At 70.0% G+C, this 18372-nt stretch carries 16 protein-coding genes; 9 read left to right on the plus strand and 7 right to left on the minus strand.

The annotated features are described in order from the left end of the window. Position 1: 1 nt before the first annotated feature. The gene (gene ertE / locus AruCF_RS22580; protein ID WP_049076316.1) at positions 2-1264 is read left to right on the plus strand and encodes an N-carbamyl-l-glutamate amidohydrolase ErtE; all 1263 of its coding nucleotides are present in this window, start codon (positions 2-4) and stop codon (positions 1262-1264) included. On the opposite strand, the gene AruCF_RS22585 is transcribed toward ertE, so the two are convergent. Next, entirely contained in the window at positions 1261-1701 is a 441-nt protein-coding gene (locus AruCF_RS22585) for a hypothetical protein (protein ID WP_049076318.1), read from the minus strand. The genes ertE and AruCF_RS22585 overlap by 4 nt on opposite strands. A 118-nt stretch (positions 1702-1819) precedes the next feature. Here AruCF_RS22585 and AruCF_RS22590 point away from each other — a divergent pair, with 118 nt between their 5' ends. From AruCF_RS22590 to AruCF_RS22605, 4 genes are all read left to right on the plus strand, one after another. Then, positions 1820-2677, plus strand: a complete 858-nt coding sequence (locus AruCF_RS22590; RefSeq protein WP_049076319.1) for an alpha/beta hydrolase — start codon at positions 1820-1822, stop codon at positions 2675-2677. Then, the gene (locus AruCF_RS22595; protein WP_049076321.1) at positions 2667-4478 is read left to right on the plus strand and encodes a M48 family metallopeptidase; all 1812 of its coding nucleotides are present in this window, start codon (positions 2667-2669) and stop codon (positions 4476-4478) included. Before AruCF_RS22590 ends, AruCF_RS22595 begins: the two co-directional genes overlap by 11 nt. Before the next feature lie 161 nt (positions 4479-4639). Further along, positions 4640-5692, plus strand: a complete 1053-nt coding sequence (locus AruCF_RS22600; RefSeq protein WP_080977495.1) for an alginate lyase family protein — start codon at positions 4640-4642, stop codon at positions 5690-5692. A 106-nt stretch (positions 5693-5798) separates the two neighbouring features. After that, positions 5799-5966 carry a hypothetical protein gene (locus AruCF_RS22605; protein ID WP_100505612.1) on the plus strand — a complete coding sequence of 56 codons (168 nt, stop codon included), beginning with the start codon at positions 5799-5801 and terminating at the stop codon, positions 5964-5966. On the opposite strand, the gene AruCF_RS22610 is transcribed toward AruCF_RS22605, so the two are convergent. Continuing rightward, positions 5945-6205 carry a hypothetical protein gene (locus AruCF_RS22610; RefSeq protein ID WP_231891502.1) on the minus strand — a complete coding sequence of 87 codons (261 nt, stop codon included), beginning with the start codon at positions 6203-6205 and terminating at the stop codon, positions 5945-5947. The genes AruCF_RS22605 and AruCF_RS22610 overlap by 22 nt on opposite strands. Before the next feature lie 30 nt (positions 6206-6235). Continuing rightward, entirely contained in the window at positions 6236-6376 is a 141-nt protein-coding gene (ykgO, locus tag AruCF_RS22615; RefSeq protein ID WP_049076326.1) for a type B 50S ribosomal protein L36, read from the minus strand. A 207-nt stretch (positions 6377-6583) separates the two neighbouring features. Between ykgO and AruCF_RS22620 the strand changes: the two genes are divergently transcribed. From AruCF_RS22620 to AruCF_RS22635, 4 genes are all read left to right on the plus strand, one after another. Further along, positions 6584-7294, plus strand: a complete 711-nt coding sequence (locus tag AruCF_RS22620; protein WP_049076328.1) for a GntR family transcriptional regulator — start codon at positions 6584-6586, stop codon at positions 7292-7294. Further along, the gene (gene acnD / locus AruCF_RS22625; protein WP_049076330.1) at positions 7291-9909 is read left to right on the plus strand and encodes a Fe/S-dependent 2-methylisocitrate dehydratase AcnD; all 2619 of its coding nucleotides are present in this window, start codon (positions 7291-7293) and stop codon (positions 9907-9909) included. The genes AruCF_RS22620 and acnD overlap by 4 nt, the downstream gene beginning before the upstream one ends. A 64-nt stretch (positions 9910-9973) precedes the next feature. Beyond that, positions 9974-11158, plus strand: a complete 1185-nt coding sequence (prpF, locus tag AruCF_RS22630; protein WP_049076332.1) for a 2-methylaconitate cis-trans isomerase PrpF — start codon at positions 9974-9976, stop codon at positions 11156-11158. A 125-nt stretch (positions 11159-11283) separates the two neighbouring features. Then, entirely contained in the window at positions 11284-13236 is a 1953-nt protein-coding gene (locus tag AruCF_RS22635) for a WD40 repeat domain-containing protein (RefSeq protein WP_049076335.1), read from the plus strand. Positions 13237-13285: 49 nt separating this feature from the next. Here AruCF_RS22635 and AruCF_RS22640 read toward each other — a convergent pair whose 3' ends face one another. The 4 genes from AruCF_RS22640 to AruCF_RS22655 all read right to left on the minus strand — a co-directional run bounded on the left by AruCF_RS22640 (position 13286) and on the right by AruCF_RS22655 (position 18366). Next, positions 13286-14824 (minus strand): argininosuccinate lyase, encoded by a 1539-nt coding sequence (locus AruCF_RS22640; RefSeq protein WP_049076337.1) that lies wholly within the window; start codon positions 14822-14824, stop codon positions 13286-13288. Between the two features lie 150 nt (positions 14825-14974). Next, on the minus strand, positions 14975-16282 hold the full coding sequence (locus AruCF_RS22645) for an ATP-binding protein (RefSeq protein WP_049076339.1): 1308 nt from the start codon (positions 16280-16282) through the stop codon (positions 14975-14977). Between the two features lie 358 nt (positions 16283-16640). Beyond that, positions 16641-17417 carry an SDR family oxidoreductase gene (locus tag AruCF_RS22650; RefSeq protein WP_049076342.1) on the minus strand — a complete coding sequence of 259 codons (777 nt, stop codon included), beginning with the start codon at positions 17415-17417 and terminating at the stop codon, positions 16641-16643. A gap of 34 nt (positions 17418-17451) precedes the next feature. After that, positions 17452-18366 carry a beta-keto acid cleavage family enzyme gene (locus AruCF_RS22655; protein ID WP_049076344.1) on the minus strand — a complete coding sequence of 305 codons (915 nt, stop codon included), beginning with the start codon at positions 18364-18366 and terminating at the stop codon, positions 17452-17454. Between the last annotated feature and the right edge of the window lie 6 nt (positions 18367-18372).

The following is an 18372-nucleotide window of genomic DNA, read 5'->3' on the forward strand; positions in this document are numbered from 1 at the left end:
CATGGCCATGTCCTTTCCGCCGTTGAACGCCGAACGCCTCTGGGCCCGCGTCGAGACCCTGTCGCGCTACACCCTGCCCGACCAACCCTGGACCCGCCGCGCCTTTTCGCCGCTGTTCCTGCAAGCGCGCGAGTGGCTGCGCGGCGAGTTCGAGGCCGCCGGCCTGGCCACCCGCCTGGACGCCGGCGGCAACCTCATCGGCACGCGCGCCGGCCGCAACGCGCACCGCAAGCCCATTGCCACCGGCTCGCACTGCGACACCGTGATGAGCGGCGGCCGCTTCGACGGCATCATCGGCGTGCTGGCCGGCATCGAGGTCGCCCACACCATGCGGGAACACGGCATCGAACTGGAACACCCGTTCGAGGTCATCGACTTCCTGTCGGAAGAACCCAGCGACTACGGCATCTCCTGCGTCGGCAGCCGCGCCCTGAGCGGCCAGTTGAACGCCGACATGCTGGCAGCCCGCAACGCCGACGGCGAGACGCTGGCGCAGGGCATCGCCCGCATCGGCGGCGACCCCAGCGCGCTGACCCGGCCCCTGCGCGGCCCGGACGGCACCGCCGCCTTCGTCGAACTGCACATCGAGCAGGGCCCCGTGCTGGAAAGCCGCCAGCTGCCCATCGGCGTGGTCACCAACATCGTCGGCATCCGCCGCGTGCTGATCACGGTCGAAGGCCAGCCCGACCACGCCGGCACCACGCCCATGGACATCCGCCGCGACGCGCTGGTCGGCGCGGCCCGCATCATCGACGCCGCCAGCCGCCAGGCCAGCGCCGCCAGCGGCAACCCGCATTACGTGGTCGCCACCGTCGGCAAGCTCGCCATGACGCCCAACGCCGCCAACGCCGTGCCCGGCCGCGTCGAGCTGACGCTGGAAATGCGCAGCGACAGCAACGCGGTGCTGGACGCCTTCCCCGAAACCCTGATGGCCAGCGTGGCCGCCGACCTGAAGGCCCTGCGCCTGACCGCCGGCTTCGTCCAGTTGAGCCGCGCCCAGCCCACCGACTGCATGCCGCTGGTGATGGACGCGGTGCAGGCCGCCGCCGACCAGCTCGGCTACGCCAGCATGCGCCTGCCCAGCGGCGCCGGCCACGACGCCGTCTACATGGCGCCCACCGGCCCCATCGGCATGATCTTCATCCCCTGCCTGAACGGACGCAGCCACTGCCCCGAGGAGTGGATCGAGCCGGCGCAGTTGCTGGACGGCACCCGCGTGCTGTATCAGACCGTGCTGGAGCTGGATCGCCGGCTGCCCGGCTAGCGCTGCGATCCGGCCGCCCCGCGCAGGACGCCGCGCACGGCCGCGGCGGCCAGCGCCAACGGCAGCGCGATATCCCACTGGCCCAGGAACAACTCGAAGGTCGCCTCCCAGCGCGCCCAGGTGGTGCCGAATACCTGTGGGTCCGGCGGCCCGAGGTAGATGGCGAGCAATGCGGCCACCGCGACTAGCCCGGCGCGTCCAAGCGCCGGGAGACGGCTGCGCGCCCATCGCTCCGCCAGCGCCAGGGCCGCCGTCGCGGCCAGCCCAGCGAATGCCGCGTGCAGGAAGAAATCGACGCGCTCGTACATATAGGGCGCCTCGGGAATTTCCAACCCATAGCTGCCCGTGCGCAATTTGGCGGTCAGGCAGGCGCCGAACAAAGACGCGGTGGCGAAGAACAACAGGAAATCGCACAGGCGCGACAGGAATCTGGACATGCGTGATAGTCGGGAGACGGCGGGCAGCCCACAGCATGCCACAGAGCCGCTCCGCGTCGCCCACGCATGCGCCGGCCGGGCTACATTACCCGGCATCCCGACCACCCGCGCCACCGCCATGTCCGCCCTCCGCCTGTTCTGCCTGCTTGCGCTGCTCTGCCTGCCGCCCGGTTTGGCGTCGGCCGTCACGCTCACGGACCAGCGTTATGGTCCGGACGCCGCGCAACTGGCCGACGTCTATCTGCCCGCCGCGCCCGGCGCGCCGCTTGCCCCGATCCTGGTGCTGGTGCATGGCGGCTCCTGGCTGCAGGGCGACAAGGCAGAACCCGATTTCATCCGGGACAAGCTGGCGCGCTGGCTGCCGCTGGGCTTCGTGGTCGTCTCCGTCAATACCCGCCTGCTGCCCGACGCGGAGCCGCGGGAACAGGCCGGGGACCTGGGCCTGGCCCTCGCCTGGATCCAGCGCCTGGCCGCCGCCTGGCGGGCCGATCCGGCGCGCATCCTGCTCATGGGCCACTCCTCGGGCGGCCATCTGCTGGCCCTGCTGGCGGCCGACGCCCCGCTGCGCGAACGCACCGGCGCCCGGCCCTGGCTGGCCAACATCATCCTGGACGGCACGCCCTTCGACCTGCCGCGCATCATGGCCGCCGAGCACGCGCCGTTCTATGACAAGGCATTCGGCAGCGATCCGGCCTATTGGCGCGCCGCCTCGCCCGCCGCGCAACTGAGCGGCCCCAATCCGCCGACGCTGCTGGTCTGCTCGTCCTTGCGGCCGCAGTCGTGCCAGCGTTCGCGCGACTATGCGCAGCGGTTGATCGAGCACGGCGGCCAGGCGCAGGTGCTGCCGGTGGCGCGCAATCACGGACAAATCAATACCGATGTCGGCAGCGACAACGAACAGACCCGGGCGATCATCGCATTTATCGATGCGCAATTGCGGCGCCAGCCCGCCCGCGCGGACACCCATGGACAATAGACGGGCAAACCCGCAACGCTGGCGCATCGGCGCCTGGCTGGCCTTGGGCGACGGCGTGCTGCTGGCCGGCGGCGCGGCGCTGTGCGCGCTGCCGCTGCTGGCCTGGGCGCTGCTGCCGGGCGCGGCCGCCCTGGCGGGCGTGGCGCTCACGCTGCCCGCGCTCGTGTCCGGCGTCATCATGCTCAGGACGCCGTTCAGCGCCGCCCCTGACACCCGCGAGGAAGGCCTGCCGCTGCGGCGTGACGACGCGCCCGGCCTGTTCGAAGCGCTCGACGGCATCCGCGACGCGATGGCCGCGCCGCCGCTGGATGCGATCTATCTCGACGGCGAATTCAACGCCGCCATCCGCCAACACCGCAGGCTGGGCGGCAAGACCCGCAACGTCCTGTGGCTGGGGCTGCCGCTGCTCGACATGCTGTCGCCATCGGCCTGCCGCGCCATCCTGGCACATGAATACGCCCACATCGCGCAACGTCATGGCCGCTACGCCAGCCGCGTGTATTTCGCGCGTCTGCAATGGCAGGAAGTCGCCCGCCGGCTGGACCGGCGCCGGCGCCTGTCCAGCGCGCCGCTGCGGCTGTTCGTGGCCTGGTACGCGCCGCGCTTCCTGGCGGTCAGCCTGGACTTCGCCCGGCAGTGCGAAGTCCAGGCCGATGCCGAAGCCGCGCGCGTCTGCGGCCAGCCCGCCATGGCCGAGGCGCTGTCGGCCATGGCGCTGCAATGGCGGGCGTTGCGCGACGCCTGGCCGGCGCTGCTCGCCGCCAGCGATCCGCCGCGGCCCTACGCGGCGTTGGCGGCGCGGGACGCGCTGGCCGCGCCTGCCGACGAAGCCGAAGCCCGCGTCTGGCTGCACGCCGCCCTCTGCGCCACGACCGGCGACGGCGATACACACCCGTCACTGGCGCATCGCCTGGCCGCGCTGGCGGCCGATCCGGCCCGGCCGTTGCCGTGGCGCCGCGCCGCCCCCACCGCCGCGCAGGCCTGGTTGTCCGGCCAGCGCGCGTCCCTGGCGGCCCGGCTCGACGCGTGCTGCGCGGCGCAATCGGCTGACGAGGCCGCGCAGGTCCGCCAGGAGCGGGAAGCGCTCACCGCCCAGTACCACGACCTGCTGCGCAAACGCCGCATCCGCGCCTTGTCGGCCGACGAGACCGCGCGCTGCGCCTGGTTGCGGTGCACCCTGGACGACGACGTCGCGGGCGCCGCCCTGCTGGCCGAAGACGGCCTGCGGCTGGCGCCCGGCCATCCCGGCCTGCTGGCCCAACTGGCGCGCTGCCGCCAGCGCGAGGGGCATCCACGGGAAGCCGCGGACCTCTGGCTTCGCGTCGCGGACCACGCCGGCCCGGAACAATTGCCCAGCCTGCGCCAGCTCAGCCTGGCGGCCCTGCGCGCGGGCGACCATGCACTGGCCGAGGACTACCGCCGCCGGGCCGACGCCCTGCAGCAATCCCCCCCGCGCGCGGACGCGGCGGACGGCTACCATCCGCACGACCTGTCGCCCGCCGAGCTCGGCAAGCTGGCCGACACGCTCGACCCGTTGCTGCGCATCGCCACCGGCGCCTGGCTGCTGCGCCCGGCCGTCGGCGGCCGCTATCGGCTGCTGGTGCTGGCGCGCGAGGCCGCCCTGCTGCGCCTCATCGGCCGCCTCACCGGCGAACCCAGCTACCTGCGGCGCGACTGCGAACAACTGCTGGGCCGGCTGCTGCCGCGCCTGCGCCTGGACGTGGAGGCCGACATCATGGCCGCCGGCGATCCCCGGCTGGCGTGGTGCGTCGAGCAGGCGCGCGTGCGCCGTCCCGCCTGACGTCCACCTGAAGCCCGACTGACACGCGGCGCGCCCTGCAACTTTCCGCCCGGCGCGCGGTCGATTCACCACACCACGCCCTCCGGCAGGCCGGCGGTCGCCACCGCCCCCCCCGGCAGACGCGTGAACGGCAATCGGCCGACCAGCGAAAGGCACCCGCGATGCGTTCTCTTTCCTCCCCCTTCCGTGGCGGCGCCCTGCCCGCCGCCGCGCGCTGGCGCTACGCCGCCTGCCTGCCGCTGATGCTGCTGTGCGCCCAGGCGCTGGCCGCGCCGCGGCAGTGCGACACGCCGCCGCCCGGCCCGCGCGATCTGGAAGGCACCGGCTACTACACCGACGCCGCCCACTCGAAGATCGACCCCGCGCTGCAGGCCCGCAACCAGGCCCAGACCCGGCCCCTGAACGACTACGCCCGGCGCATCGCCGACCTGTCGGACGCCTACCTGGCCGACGGCGATACCGCCGCCGGCCGCTGCGCGCTGACCTGGCTGGCGGCGTGGGCCGGCGACGGTGCCATGCTCGGCCGCATGATCCACGGCAACAACGACCAGGCCGACTACCTGCGCCAATGGACCCACGGCGCCGCCGCGCTGGCCTATCTGAAGACGCTGCCGCTGGCCACGCCGGCGCAACGCGGCATCATCGGGCCCTGGCTCGAACAGCTGTCGCGCGCCAACCTCGCTTACTGGGACGACCCCCGGCACAAACGTAACAACCACTACTACTGGACCGGCGTCGGCATCCTGGCCACCGCCATCGCCAACAACGACGCCGGCCTGCGCCACAGCGCGCAGGCGATCTACCGCAAAGGCGTCGATGACATCCAGGCCGACGGCAGCCTGCCCATGGAAATGGCGCGCGGCGCCCGCGCGCTGCACTATCACGACTACGCCGCCGCGCCGCTGGTGATGATGGCGCAGCTCGCCAATGAAAGCGGCCAGGACTGGTATGCGTACCGCGAAGGCGTGCTGGGCCGGCTGGCGCGGCGCGTGGCCGACGGCTACCGCGACAGCGCCTGGTTCGCCCAACGGGCCGGCGTGGCGCAACAGGACCGCCAACCGCATGGCTTCAGCGGCTGGATCGAGTTCTACCGCCTGCACGCACCCGACACGCCGGCCTTCGCCGCCCTGCATGCCGCCGGCCCCTTCGACGATCCCCGCCTGGGCGGCAACCTGACCCTGATGGCCGCCCAGGGCATCGTGCCGCGGCACTGATACCGACCCGCCCGGTGGAGGATGCCGCCGGGCCGCGTCAGGCGTAAACTCGATTCATACCCATATGCTGCATGCGGCCGCCGAGGGGCAGCCGCCGGAGATCACCATGCGTACCACCGCCACTCGCGCATTCGCCTTGCTGGCCGCCTTGCTGATACTGGGCGGCTGTTCCTCCCTGGGCCCCGGCGGCCCGCCGCACCCGGGCGCGGCCAACCCCTACAGCAGCGGCGGCTTCCGCGACGCCGGCCCGAACTATCCCGACACCGGTCCCTGAGCGCCCTGGCCGGCGGCCACGCCCAACGCGGCCGCCGGATCGTTCGCCAGCCTGAACCAGCGTTGCACGCGCTGCCAATGCGCGTCGCCGTAAAGGCGGCGAAAGCGCAGATTCTCTTCGGTCTTCGGGTCCGCCATCGCCGCCAGGCGCTGCGCGATGAAGGTCGGGGTCAGCGCAATGCCGCAGTCGACCGTGATGCAGCGATGCCATTGCGCGTAGGTGTCAGGGATCACGCTCATTGCTCCGGGTCATCGGATGAAGGCGCGCGCCTATTTGTGCTTGGCCCAGCCCTGGCGCGCCTTGAAGCGCGGATTGGATTTGCAGATCACATAGATGCGTCCGCGGCGCTTGACCACCTGGCAGTCGCGGTGGCGGGTCTTGGCGTCTTTGAGGGAGGAAAGGACTTTCATGCGGACTCCGGCAATGGGCAAAGGGAAAACCGACCGCGCGCAGCGCGGGTCAACGCAAATGATATGTAATAACATTACCTTTGTCACGCAAAGCCAGGCAGTGACGCTTGCGCCAGGATCAGACGGAAGGTAAATTGTTGACAATCAATCGCCAAAGCGCGATTTGAATCGGTTTTTCACCGGAAAAATCATCAGATTGTTGACACAATGAGCAAAGTGCTGACGCTTCCCGGCGCCGCCTCCGGCGATAGCGAGACCCTGGCGGAACACATCTTCCGCAAGATCCAGTCCGCCATCGTCAAGGGCGAAATCGCCCCCGGCAGCAAGATCTCCGAACCGGAACTGGCGCGCATCCACGGCGTCAGCCGCGGCCCGCTGCGCGAGGCCCTGCACCGGCTCGAAGGCCAACGGCTGCTGGTGCGCGTGCCGCACGCCGGCGCCCGCGTGGTCTCGCTCAGCCCGCAGGAACTGGCCGAACTCTACGAAATCCGCGAATCGCTCGAAGGCATGGCCTGCCGCCTGGCGGCCGAGCGCATGGCGCCGGCCGAAGTCGAGCAGGTGCGCCAGGTGCTGCACGCCCACGAAAAGGACGAGGCCTTCCAGGCCGGCACCGGCTATTACCAGCAGGAGGGCGACTACGATTTCCACTACCGTATCGTCAAAGGCAGCGGCAACCAGATGCTGTTCCGCATGCTGTGCGACGAGCTCTACCAACTGGCGCGGATGTACCGTATCCAGTACTCGACCACTCCCAACCGCCCGCGGCAGTCGTATGCCGAGCATCACCGCATTCTCGACGCCATCGCCGACCGCGATGGCGAGCTGGCTGAACTCCTGATGCGCCGCCACATCCGCGCATCCCGTCTCAACATTGAAAAACAGATCGCTCAGGGCAACCTGAAGCGCACCGAGGCATGAACAAATCCTATCGCAAGCCCCTGCAAGGCACCCGCCTGGACTATTTCGACGCGCGCGCCGCCGTGGACGCCATCGCCCCCGGCGCCTACGACCGCCTGCCCTACACCTCGCGCGTGCACGCCGAGAACCTGGTGCGCCGCTGCGATCCGGCAATGCTGACCGACGCGCTCAAGCAACTGATCGAACGCCGCCGCGACCTGGACTTCCCGTGGTATCCGGCGCGCGTGGTCTGTCATGACATCCTCGGCCAGACCGCGCTGGTCGACCTGGCCGGCCTGCGCGACGCCATCGCCGAGAAGGGCGGCGACCCCGCCAAGGTCAACCCGGTGGTGCCGGTGCAGTTGATCGTCGACCACTCGCTGGCCGTGGAATACGGCGGCAACGACCCCGACGCCTTCGCCAAGAACCGCGCGGTGGAAGACCGCCGCAACGAAGACCGCTTCCACTTCATCGACTGGACCAAGCAGGCCTTCCGCAACATCGAAGTAGTGCCCCCGGGCAACGGCATCATGCACCAGATCAACCTGGAGCGGATGTCGCCGGTGATCTACACGCAGGATGGCGTGGCCTTCCCCGACACGCTGGTCGGCACCGACAGCCACACCCCCCACGTGGACGCGCTGGGCGTCATCGCCATCGGCGTGGGCGGCCTGGAAGCCGAGAACGTGATGCTGGGCCGCGCCTCGTGGATGCGCCTGCCCGACATCATCGGCGTCGAACTGACCGGCCGCGCCGGCCCCGGCATCACCGCCACCGACGTGGTGCTGACGCTGACCGAATTCCTGCGCAAGGAAAAAGTCGTGGGCGCCTACCTGGAGTTCCACGGCGAAGGCGCCGCCAGCCTGACGCTGGGCGACCGCGCCACCATCTCGAACATGGCGCCCGAGTACGGCGCCACCGCCGCGATGTTCGCCATCGACCAGCAGACCATCGACTACCTGCGCCTGACCGGCCGCGAGGACGAGCAGATCGCGCTGGTGGAAACCTACGCCAAGACCGCCGGCCTGTGGGCCGACAGCCTCAAGACCGCCGAATACGAGCGCGTGCTGCGCTTTGACCTGTCGACCGTGGTGCGCACCCTGGCCGGCCCGTCCAACCCGCACCGCCGCCTGCCGGTGGCCGACCTGGCCGAACGCGGCATCGCCGGCACGGTCGAGAACCAGCCGGGCCTGATGCCCGACGGCGCCGTCATCATCGCCGCCATCACCAGCTGCACCAACACCAGCAATCCGCGCAACGTCATCGCCGCCGGCCTGCTGGCGCGCAACGCCAACCGCGCCGGCCTGACGCGCAAGCCGTGGGTCAAGAGCTCGCTGGCGCCCGGCTCCAAGGCCGTGGCCCTGTACCTGGACGAAGCCGGCCTGACCGAAGACCTGGAGAAACTCGGCTTCGGCGTCGTGGCGTTTGCCTGTACCACCTGCAACGGCATGTCGGGCGCGCTCGATCCCGTGATCCAGCAGGAGATCATCGACCGCGATCTGTACGCCACCGCCGTGCTGTCCGGCAACCGCAATTTCGACGGCCGCATCCACCCCTACGCCAAGCAGGCCTTCCTGGCCTCGCCGCCGCTGGTGGTGGCCTACGCCATCGCCGGCACCATCCGCTTCGACATCGAACGCGACGTGCTTGGCACCGACGCCAGCGGCCGCGAGATCCGCCTGAAGGACATCTGGCCGAGCGACGAAGAGATCGACGCCATGGTCAAGGCCGCCGTCAAGCCGGAACAGTTCCGCAAGGTCTACGCGCCCATGTTCGGCCTGCGCAACGAACGCGACGCCGCGGTCGAGCCGCTGTACGCGTGGCGCCCGCAGAGCACCTACATCCGCCGTCCGCCGTACTGGGAAGGCGCGCTGGCCGGCGAGCGCACGCTGCGCGGCATGCGACCGCTGGCCGTGCTGGGCGACAACATCACCACCGACCACCTGTCGCCGTCCAACGCCATCCTGATGGACAGCGCCGCCGGCGAGTACCTGCACAAGATGGGCCTGCCGGAAGAGGACTTCAACTCCTACGCCACCCACCGCGGCGACCACCTGACCGCGCAGCGCGCCACCTTCGCCAATCCCAAGCTGTTCAACGAGATGGTCAGGAACGCCGACGGCACGGTCAAGCAGGGCTCGCTGGCCCGCGTCGAACCGGAAGGCAAGGAGATGCGCATGTGGGAAGCCATCGAGACCTACATGGACCGCAAGCAGCCGCTGATCATCGTGGCCGGCGCCGACTACGGCCAGGGCTCGTCGCGCGACTGGGCCGCCAAGGGCGTGCGCCTGGCCGGCGTCGAGGCCATTGCCGCCGAAGGCTTCGAGCGCATCCACCGCACCAACCTCATCGGCATGGGCGTGCTGCCGCTGGAATTCAAGCCCGGCGTGAACCGCAAGACGCTGGGCCTGGACGGCACCGAGACCTACGACGTGGTGGGCGAGCGCAAGCCGCGCGCCGACCTGACGCTGGTGATCCACCGCCGCGACGGCGAGACCCTGGAAGTGCCGATGACCTGTCGCCTCGACACCGCCGAGGAAGTGTCCATCTACGAAGCCGGCGGCGTGCTGCAACGCTTCGCGCAGGACTTCCTGGAAGCCGAATCGGCCGCCGGTTCGGCCAAGAAGGCCAGCTGACACCCTACAGCATGGCGGGCGCCGCGGCGCCCGCCTTCCCCACCCAAGACATCAGGACTGCCCCATGGCCCATGCCCCCCAGATCAAGATTCCCGCCACCTACATGCGCGGCGGCACCAGCAAAGGCGTGTTCTTCAAGCTCGACGACCTGCCCGAATCCGCCCGCGTGCCGGGCCCGGCCCGCGACGCGCTGCTGATGCGCGTGATTGGCAGCCCCGACCCCTATGGCAAGCAGATCGACGGCATGGGCGCGGCCACCTCCAGCACCAGCAAGACCGTCATCATCGGCAAGAGCAGCCGCCCCGAACATGACGTCGACTACCTGTTCGGCCAGGTCTCGATCGACCAGGCCTTCGTCGACTGGAGCGGCAACTGCGGCAACCTGTCGGCCGCCGTCGGCCCCTTCGCCATCACCAATGGCCTGGTGGACCCGGCCCGCGTGCCGCGCAACGGCATCGCCGTGGTGCGCATCTGGCAGGCCAACATCCAGAAGACCATCATCGCCCACGTGCCGATCACCGACGGCGCGGTGCAGGAAACCGGCGACTTCGAGCTGGACGGCGTGACCTTCCCGGCCGCCGAACTGCAGCTGGAATTCATGAACCCGGCCGAGGAAGGCGACGGCGGCTCGATGTTCCCCACCGGCAACCTGGTGGACGACCTGGAAGTGCCCGGCATCGGCACCTTCAAGGCCACCATGATCAACTCCGGCATCCCCACCATCTTCCTGGACGCCGAGGCGCTGGGCTACACCGGCACCGAGCTGCAGGACGACATCAACGGCGACGCCGCCGCGCTGGCGCGCTTCGAGACCATCCGCGCCCACGGCGCGCTGCGCATGGGCCTGATCCAGAAACTGGAAGAAGCCGCCGCGCGCCAGCACACGCCCAAGGTGGCCTTCGTGGCCCGTCCCAAGGCCTACACATCCTCCAGCGGCAAGCAGATCGGCGCCGGCGACATCGACGTGCTGGTGCGCGCCCTGTCCATGGGCAAGCTGCACCACGCCATGATGGGCACCGCCTCGGTCGCCATCGCCACCGCCGCGGCCGTGCCGGGCACGCTGGTCAACCTGGCGGCCGGCGGCGGCCAGCGCGACCAGGTCAACTTCGGCCACCCCTCGGGCACGCTGCGCGTCGGCGCCCAGGCCCAGCTGATCGACGGCGAATGGACCGTCACCAAGGCCATCATGAGCCGCAGCGCGCGCGTGCTGATGGAAGGCCGGGTGCACGTGCCGCCCACCGGCTTCTGAGGCGACCGCCGCCGACCGGGTCCCGGGGCGCCCGTCGCCGACGGGCATCCGAGGCAGCCGCCGCCGACGGGCGCGGGCTGCGGTATTCTCTGCCGCAGCCCCTTCCTTTCTCGACGGAACCGTCCATGGCACACCCCGGCGCCCCACGCCGATTCAAGCGCATCCTGGCCGTCTCAGCCCTGCTGCTGTCCGCCAGCGCCGCGGCCACCCCGATCCTGATGCAACCGCTGCCCGGCGCCCCCTACACGCCGGGCCGCTACTACCTGATTCCCCAACCCTATGCGCAGGTCAAGGCCGACATCGAGCAAGGCCTTGCCGGCAAGGACCTGGGCGGCTTCGACGGCCGCGACGACAGCGGGCCGCTGTCGGCCATGGAGTTCTACTGGGCCGAGATCGGCGCCCGCCATCTGCCCGCGCTGAAACAGGCGCTGGAACAGCAGGCCAGCCAGGCCGCGGACCCGGTCCTGGCCAAGGCCCTGGCGGCCGGCGCCGTCAGCCCGCAGGAGCGCGACGCGTTCCGCGCGGCCATCGCGAGCCAGCCCGACTACGCCCAGGAACACATCAAGTCGCTGCCGTTCTTCTCGCAACCGGTGGCGCGCTGGTCTTTCCAGCGCGAACGCGGCAAAGCGCGCCGCACGCAGGCCGACTACGGCACCGTCATGGATCTCTCCGGCGTGACCGGCCGCGAGGCGCTGACGCTGGTCTGGCACGGCGGCGCCGACACCACCGTCACACGCCATTTCCGCATGACAAGCTGCATGGTCGGCGTGACCTGTTTTCCCGACCCGCATTTCGAGTACGACAGGCAGCGCATCGAGCACACCGACGCCGCGCTCGACCGTTACCTTGACGGTTTGGCGCAACGCCTGCAGGCCCTGCCCGAGGCCGATGCCGACCGCGTGATGCAGGCTTACTTCGATGCGTACGCGCGCGGCCGCGCCACCGCCACCGCGTCGGCCGCGCCCACCGTGGCGGCGGCCACGCTGCCGCAGACGAGCGTGTCCGGCATCCGCCTTCCCGCCGACGAATCCGACCTGCGGCGCTACGACAACGACAGCTGGCGCCTGCTGGCGCTGCCCGACGGCAGCCTGCTCGCTTCCGGCGCGGCGACGCAGCGCTTCGTGCCGCGCACCACGCCCGCCGCCGAGGGCGCGCCGCGGTCCGGCCAGAACACGGTAACCGCCGTCGACCGCGAGGCCGCCGCGGGCTTTGGCCTGGCGGGCGCGCTCAAGATCACCGCCGACGGCCAGGTCTGGGCGCAGGGCCTGCGCGAGGACGGCGCCCGCACGCTGCTGGCATGGCGCCCCGGCCAGCGCGGCGTGGTCGTCCACCCGCTGAGCGCCCGCTTTCCGGACCGCTACATTGACGACTGGACCCTGCCCGCCGCCGGCGGCGTGGCGCTGCGCGTCGGCGACGAGCTGTACACCGTGACGCCGCAAGGGCGCTGGAGCCAACGGTCCTGGAACGGCGCGCTGCGCCGCGACGCCGTCGACACCCTGGAGCATGCCCTGCCCTGGGTGCCGAGCGACGCCATCCAGTTCGGCGACGGCCTGTTCTGGGCCGCCGACCGCGACGGCTACGGCATCGATCCCGGTGGCGCCCGCGTGGTCGCCAGCTTCCCGACCGCCACCCCCAAGCTATTGTTCGGCAGCCGGCGCGGGGAATGGGCCCTGGCCGTGGCGGAAACACCCGATGGGCGGCGCCTGCGCGCCATCGACCTGCGCACGGGCCTGGCCCGCTTCGACCTGGAAACCCCCGCCGTGTACTACACCTCGGCGGCGGCCCGCAGCGCCCACGGCCGCCTGTTGGCGGTCAGTGGCGCCGACAGCACGGTGATTGTCCTGGACATGACGCAGGGCCGGCTGCTGGCCAACCTGCGCGTGCCCAAGGAATACAGCGTCAGCGCGCTGGCCTTCTCGTGGGCGGGAGACCGGCTGTGGATCTACGCCCGGCCGGTGGGCAACAACGACGCGGCGCAACTGATCGCCTGGGATGCGCCGGCCGGAGCGGTCGACCCCGCGCGGGGCCGCGACCTGCCCGACCAGATCCGCTGCGACTACTCGATGGCGTGCCGCTGACCCCGGCCGGCGCGGCGCGCCGCCCGGCATCGCGCGGCCGGGCGGCCGCCTACTGGGCCTTGTCCTTCGGCGCGCTGGCCACCAGCGCGTCAAAATCCTTGTCCAGCGCGGCCAGCGAATCGGCGATGTGGGCGCGGCGTTCCTTGATCCACTTGTCCTGCGAGGCCAGTTGCTCGCGCGCCTCCTTGATCATGCGCTCCATTTCCGCCGGTTGCGGGCCGCCACTGGTGGCGCGGTTCTTGACGATGGCGACCGGGTCCAGCGTCGAACGGAACTCGGCCTCGCTCATCGGCAGTTCGTTCGGGTACTTGGAACCCTTCATCGCCTCGGCGTAGATGCGGCGCGCCTGGTCATACGGGAAGTCCAGCGGCTTGATGTTGTTGGCCTTGGCGTAGCTCACCACCTCGGAGGCGAAGTGGTGGCCGTCGCGGAACGGCAGCTTGTACTTGCGCATCAGCACGTCGGCCAGTTCCTGCGAAGCGGTCCAGTCGCTGTTCAGTTCCTCCAGCGCGCGGTCCGGGCTGATCACCATGGCCTTGAGCACGCGATCCCAGCGCTTGAGCGCGGAGATGCCGGCGTCGACCATGGCCGAGTTCTGCTTGACGTCCTTGGGATCGCTCATGCCTGGCGTGATGTTGTGCGTCTGGATCACCGGCCCCATGGCCAGCGTCACCGCCGTCGACGCGTCGCTGCGGGTGTCGTTGAGCAGGCCCGGATTGCGCTTTTGCGGCATGGCGCTGGACACATAGGTGTTGCCGCCGCCCTCTTCCAGCAGGATCCAGGGCCGCGACTGCGCATACTGCGTCATCACGTCCTCGACGAAGTTGCCGGTGCGCAGCGCGATGCTGGTGACGATCGACGCCACTTCCACCGGCTGGTCCATCGACGAGATCTGCGAGGCGTCATAGGCGTTGTCCACCAGCGCGGTGAAGCCCAGGTACTGCGCCATGCGCTTGCGGTCCAGCGGCCAGCTGGTGCCGTTGAGCACGGTGGTGCCCATGGGCGAGCGGTCGATGCGCGCGTAGGCTTCGCGGATGCGTTGGGCGTCGCGCGCCAGGCCGGCGGCCTGTCCCAGCAGGTAGTGGCCATAGCTGTTCGGCTGGGCCGCCACGCCGTTGGTGTAGTTGGGCACAATGGTGGCGCTGTGCTTGGCGGCCAGCTCCACCAGCGTCGTCGACGTGGCATTGAGCTGGTCCGCCAGTTCCAGCAGCTTGTCGCGCAGGATGGCGCTGCGGTAGGTGGCGTGCATGTCCTGGCTGGAACGGCCGGCATGCAGCAGCGTCACGTCCTCGCCCGCGGCCTTGATCAGCAGCGGCTCGAAGGTGATGACGCTGGCCGGCCGCTTGGCGCCGGGCTGGTTGCCGTCATTGATCACCTTGGCCACGCCCGCCGCCAGGCGCGGCGCCATGGCCTTGTCGAGCAGTCCCTGCTCGGTGTTGATCACGGCCGTGGCCTTGTTGATCTCGCCCAGCCAGAAGAAGGGATCGTGCGGCGGCTTGGCGGCGGCGGGCGCCTGCTGGGCCGAGGCGGCATGGGCGCCGAGGGACAAAACGAGGGCTGCGCCCAGGGCGGGCAGGAAATGTCTCATGGTGTTCTCGTTATGAGGGGAAATCAAACCCCTGTATCAAACACCATTTTTGCGCCCCGTGTGCCACAAAATGCAATCTGGCCCGCACCAGGCCGGGCGCGACCGCCCGCGCCTGCGGGTTGACCCGTATGCCTGGCGGCCAGCTGAATGCTATGCCGCCGTCGACGCGGGCACCGCCCAGCGCAACACGAAGCGCGCCCCGCCCATGGGGCTGTCCGTGACACTGATGGCGCCACGGTGTCCGGCCGCGACGCGCTGCGCGATCGCCAGCCCCAGCCCGGCGCCGCCCGTGCCGCGATCGCGGCTTTCGTCCAGCCGGATGAAGGGTTCGAAAATCCGTTCGCGATCGGCCACCGGAATGCCCGGGCCGTCGTCGTCCACGATCAGCTCGAAGTGCCCCGCCGACGTATGCGTCAGCGCGACTTCGACGCGGCCGCGCGCATAGCGCACCGCGTTCTGCACCAGGTTCAGCAAGGCCCGGCTCATATAGCGCGGATGCAGGCACACGTGGGGCGGATGGCCCTCCGCCACGACGCAGCGCACGTTACGCGCCTGGGCCTGGTGCGCCACCTGCGCCAGGGCCTCCCCCAGCCAGTCGCGCGTGTCCACGGTTTCCAGCCGCACGGCCTCTTCGGTGGGCCGTTCCAGCCGCGCATACACCAGCAGCTCCGCCACCATGCTCTCCAGCTCCGAAATGTCCGCGCGCATGTCGCGCAAGACCGGCTGATGCGCGGGCGGCAGGCCGCCGCGCCCGAGCTGGTCCACCTCGAACGACAGCCGCGCCAGCGGCGTGCGCAGCTCATGCGAGACGGCGTTGGTCAGGCTGCGCTGATTCTCGATCAAAGCGGCGATGCGCTCGGCCATATGGTTGAAACTCTCGCCGACGTGACGGATCCCGGCGATGCGTGACAGCCGCACGCGCATGCTAAGTTCCCCGTGCCCCATGCGCAGCGCGGCATTGCGCAGCGCGTCCATGTCGCGCCACATCGGCAGCGCCCACAGCGCCAGCAGGCCGATCGCCATCATGATCCCCAGGCAGAGCCATACGGACAGGGCGACCACGGCGTCGAACACGTTGGGCAGGCGCAACTCCAGCCACTGCGCGGGCTCGCCCGGCAACGGCAACAGGTAGGTGTCGAAATCGTCGCGCATCACGACGCCCAGGGTCTGCGATTGCTCGCGCTCGTCCTCGGTCAGGCGGACCTGATGCGCTTGCAGCAAGCGCATCGCGATGCCGTAATGCGGCTGCACCTGGTCGCGCAGCACGCTTTCGCGCCGCGCCGGCGGCACCGCATCCAGCCGCTCATGCAACTCGTGGAACTGGCCGCGCAGCGATTGGAAGGCAACCTCTTCCACCATGGGCTTGAGCAGCGCCCCCAGCCCCTTGTCCACGAACAGATAGGCCAGCCCGAGGCTGATCAGCACCACGACAACAATACGAATGAGAAATCTGAGCATCAGTAGCCTTCGGGCCGGCGGCGCGCGGCGAGGGCGGGCGGAGAGGGAGGACGGAAACGGGCGGATGGCCCGAGGGCGGATCGTGCGGGCCGCAGCGGACGCGCGCCTCGGGATGATAGAAAACAAGCCCGCGGCCGTTCCGCCGCCTTTTGTGTGGGATTTGTGAAGAAGCGTGAAACGCGGGCGGGCAGTGGCGCCACGTGCCGTCGCGGCGCTCGACCCGCGCGGCCATGTCGCGGATCAGGCGGCCAGTACGGTCCGCTTCGATATCATGGCAGGTCGCGATCCTGGACGCCGGCGACCCCGCGGGAAGCCTGAAACACGCGGCCATGGCGGGCGCCGCGCCCGCCATGCCCTGTCACCCCAGGTATTCGACGTTGCCGCACACCGAGATGCTCTGGCCGCTGATCATCGCCCCCTCGTCCGAGCACAGAAACGCGACCTGATTGGCGATATCCTCGGGCTGCGTCATCCTGCGCAGCGACACCTTTTCCACCAGTTGCGCGCGCAAGACGTCGTTGCCGACGCCGCCCGCCGCCGCGCGCGCGGCGATGATGCGCTCGACCCGCTCGCCCGCCACCACGCCCGGCAGCACGGAATTGACGCGGATGTTCGACGGCCCCAGCTCCATCGCCCAGGTCTGCGTCAGTCCGGCCAGCCCGAACTTGCTGGCGCTGTAGGGACTGCGCAGCGAAAAACCCAGCCTCCCCGCGACCGACGAGATATTGATGATCGCCCCGCCGCCCGCCTCGCGCAGCAGCGGCACCGCGCTGCGCGCGCACAGGAACGCGCCGGTCAGGTTGACGTCGAGCGTGGCGCGCCACGCCGCCAGGTCCGTCTCCTCCAGCCGGCTGGTGGGGCCCGACACGCCAGCGTTGTTCACCAGCGCATCGAGCCGGCCCCAGCGCGCGGCCAGGTCCGTGAACATGGCCAGCACCTGGGCCTCATCGGATACATCCGTGACGCTGCCGCTCAGGCCCGGATGCGCCCGCACGGCGGCCTGCACCGCCTCTGCCGCCACATCACAGATATGCACCTGCGCCCCCGACGCCAGGAACTTGCGCGCGATCGCCAGCCCGATTCCCCCGGCGCCCGCGGTAACCAGGACCCGCTTGCCTTGCAACGATTCGATCATCAGGCTTCGTCCTTTGAAAAATGCCGCATGGGTCTCACAACGCGAATGCCGGCCGCACGCCGCCCCGCAGCGGCAGGCCCATGATCTCGCGCGCCTCGGCGGGCGTCGCGGGCTCCATGTCCAGTTCGCGGATGATGCGCACGATGCGCTCGGTCAGTTGCACGTTGGTCGCCAGCTCGCCATGGCGGTAATACAGGTTGTCCTCCAGCCCCACCCGCGCATGCCCGCCCAGCAGCAGCGCGCTGATGTTGGCTTCGAGCTGCGACGGCCCGATGCCGCTGACGCAGAAGATGCTGTTCCTGGGCAGCAGGTCCACCATCATCTGCAAATGGCGCGGCGAGAACGGCATCGCGTTCTGGAAATTGCGGTGCACATTCATCACCAGGTTGATGAAATGCGGCTCCTCATCCAGCCCTTCGTTGATCAACGTGGTCGCGTCCTGCAGGATATGGGTCGGGCTGAACACCTCCCACTCCGGCTTGATGCCGCGCGCCTTCATGCCGGCCGCTAGTTCACGGGCGCGGGACAAGGGCGTGTTCATCAGGTATTCGCGGTCGCCGAAGGCCAGATTGAGCGTGGTGGCGTCCAGCGTGCACATCTCGGCGCCGGCGTCCATGCCCTTGAGCCGCTCTTCCCACAGGATCTCCCAGGTGCCCGGCGTGGTTTCCCTGACCATGTCGCCGTGCACGCCGCCTCCCGTGGAATTGTTCAGCACGATGTCGCAGCGCTCGCGGATGCGCTGGTTCATGTCGCGGTAGATGGCCGCGTCGCAGGTGGCTTGGTCGTCGGGGCGGCGCGCGTGCAGCGCGACCACGCTGGCCCCGGCGTTGTAGCAGCGGTAGACGTCCTCGGCGATCTCGGCCGGCTGGGTCGGCAGATGCGGGTTCTGGCTCTTGAACGCCATGCCCCCGGTGGGAGCAATGGTCACGATCACTTTGCGTTTTGCCATGGCGAT

The sequence above is a fragment of the Achromobacter ruhlandii genome (assembly GCF_002082135.1).
GTDB lineage: Bacteria > Pseudomonadota > Gammaproteobacteria > Burkholderiales > Burkholderiaceae_B > Achromobacter > Achromobacter ruhlandii.

Excerpts from the sequence above, each read along its gene's own strand:
- ertE (WP_049076316.1), top strand. The coding sequence starts at position 2 with ATGGCCATGTCCTTTCCGCCGTTGAACGCCGAACGCCTCTGGGCCCGC.
- AruCF_RS22585 (WP_049076318.1), bottom strand. The coding sequence starts at position 1,701 with ATGTCCAGATTCCTGTCGCGCCTGTGCGATTTCCTGTTGTTCTTCGCC.
- AruCF_RS22590 (WP_049076319.1), top strand. The coding sequence starts at position 1,820 with ATGTCCGCCCTCCGCCTGTTCTGCCTGCTTGCGCTGCTCTGCCTGCCG.
- AruCF_RS22595 (WP_049076321.1), top strand. The coding sequence starts at position 2,667 with ATGGACAATAGACGGGCAAACCCGCAACGCTGGCGCATCGGCGCCTGG.
- AruCF_RS22600 (WP_080977495.1), top strand. The coding sequence starts at position 4,640 with ATGCGTTCTCTTTCCTCCCCCTTCCGTGGCGGCGCCCTGCCCGCCGCC.
- AruCF_RS22605 (WP_100505612.1), top strand. The coding sequence starts at position 5,799 with ATGCGTACCACCGCCACTCGCGCATTCGCCTTGCTGGCCGCCTTGCTG.
- AruCF_RS22610 (WP_231891502.1), bottom strand. The coding sequence starts at position 6,205 with ATGAGCGTGATCCCTGACACCTACGCGCAATGGCATCGCTGCATCACG.
- ykgO (WP_049076326.1), bottom strand. The coding sequence starts at position 6,376 with ATGAAAGTCCTTTCCTCCCTCAAAGACGCCAAGACCCGCCACCGCGAC.
- AruCF_RS22620 (WP_049076328.1), top strand. The coding sequence starts at position 6,584 with ATGAGCAAAGTGCTGACGCTTCCCGGCGCCGCCTCCGGCGATAGCGAG.
- acnD (WP_049076330.1), top strand. The coding sequence starts at position 7,291 with ATGAACAAATCCTATCGCAAGCCCCTGCAAGGCACCCGCCTGGACTAT.
- prpF (WP_049076332.1), top strand. The coding sequence starts at position 9,974 with ATGGCCCATGCCCCCCAGATCAAGATTCCCGCCACCTACATGCGCGGC.
- AruCF_RS22635 (WP_049076335.1), top strand. The coding sequence starts at position 11,284 with ATGGCACACCCCGGCGCCCCACGCCGATTCAAGCGCATCCTGGCCGTC.
- AruCF_RS22640 (WP_049076337.1), bottom strand. The coding sequence starts at position 14,824 with ATGAGACATTTCCTGCCCGCCCTGGGCGCAGCCCTCGTTTTGTCCCTC.
- AruCF_RS22645 (WP_049076339.1), bottom strand. The coding sequence starts at position 16,282 with ATGCTCAGATTTCTCATTCGTATTGTTGTCGTGGTGCTGATCAGCCTC.
- AruCF_RS22650 (WP_049076342.1), bottom strand. The coding sequence starts at position 17,417 with ATGATCGAATCGTTGCAAGGCAAGCGGGTCCTGGTTACCGCGGGCGCC.
- AruCF_RS22655 (WP_049076344.1), bottom strand. The coding sequence starts at position 18,366 with ATGGCAAAACGCAAAGTGATCGTGACCATTGCTCCCACCGGGGGCATG.